This is a genomic window from Streptomyces sp. NPDC127092 (assembly GCF_042722475.1).
GTDB lineage: Bacteria > Actinomycetota > Actinomycetes > Streptomycetales > Streptomycetaceae > Streptomyces.
This window is the reverse complement of the sequence record NZ_JBHXFE010000448.1, coordinates 1-1,000: the sequence shown is the minus strand read 5'-3', so window position 1 is coordinate 1,000 and position 1,000 is coordinate 1. Positions and strand designations below refer to the sequence as shown.

Genomic DNA, 1,000 nt, shown 5'->3' with positions numbered 1-1,000 from the left:
CAGCACGCCCGTGGTGGTCTCCTCGGAGACGCCGCGCAGGCTGCCGGCGGTGCGGGTCCAGTGCTGCGGGTCGCGGGCCAGCGAGCGGCGCAGCGTCTCGAGGATGATCCGGTACTCCTCGGGATCGTCCTCGGTGGCGCTGGGCACGGCGCCCGCGGCCTCGAACTCGACGCCCTTGTGCACCAGCAGGGTGGCGTCGCCGCCGTCGTCCAGGATCATGTTGGGGCCGCGCTCCGGATCCTCGTCCGCGCCCGGCCAGGTGAGGATCTGCGAGGCGGTCCACCAGTAGTCCTCGAGGGACTCGTTCTTCCAGGCGAACACGGGCACGCCCTGCGGGTCCTCGGGGGTGCCCGAGCCCACGACGACGGCGGCCACGGCGGTCTGCACGGTCATGTGCAGGGAGCCGGCGATGCGGGCGCCCTTGAGCGGCTGGGCCTCCCCGTACTCCTCGCGCAGGGACATCAGCCCCGGCATCTCGTGCTCGGCCAGGCGGATCTGGTGGCGGCCCGCCTCGGCCAGGGACAGGTCCCGGACCGTGAAGTCGAACGAGGCACCGGGCACGGTGGTGCGGTTGGCGAAGGCCGGGTCGACGTCGGGGGTGCGGAACTCTGCGGAGGTCTCAGTCATGCCCTCCAGCCTAGCGAGGCCCCGGGCGGCACGACACGTGCCGCGTCAGTCCCCGTCACGCACCACGCGCAGCCCGGGGCGGGCCGGCGGGACGGCCATGGGCCGGGTGGGGACCGTGCGCACGCCGCCGTCCGCGTCGACGGCCTCGTAGTGCTCGGGCAGCTCCAGCCGCAGCACCTCCCAGCCGCGCGGGGCCGTGGTGCGTCGAGCGTGCTCGCCGCAGAGGTCGTACGTGTGCGGCTCCGCCCGGCGCGACAGGGGCCCGATGACCACCTGCGAGTCCGCGTAGTTGTACGTCAGCGTGGCCAGGGCAGGGCTCTGGCATCCGGTCTTGCTGCAGCGTCGCATGGGTCCCACGCCCGCCACCCTACTC

2 protein-coding genes are annotated in these 1,000 nt (G+C 73.8%); both read right to left on the bottom strand.

Features of this window, described 5'->3' with window-relative positions; genetic code table 11:
• On the bottom strand, positions 1 to 627 hold a 627-nt coding region (locus tag ACFWJO_RS41195; protein WP_386873559.1), incomplete at its 3' end, for an adenosylhomocysteinase.
• A 45-nt stretch (positions 628 to 672) separates the two neighbouring features.
• The gene (locus ACFWJO_RS41190) at positions 673 to 975 is read right to left on the bottom strand and encodes a DUF3499 family protein (protein WP_020628239.1); all 303 of its coding nucleotides are present in this window, start codon (positions 973 to 975) and stop codon (positions 673 to 675) included.
• Between the last annotated feature and the right edge of the window lie 25 nt (positions 976 to 1,000).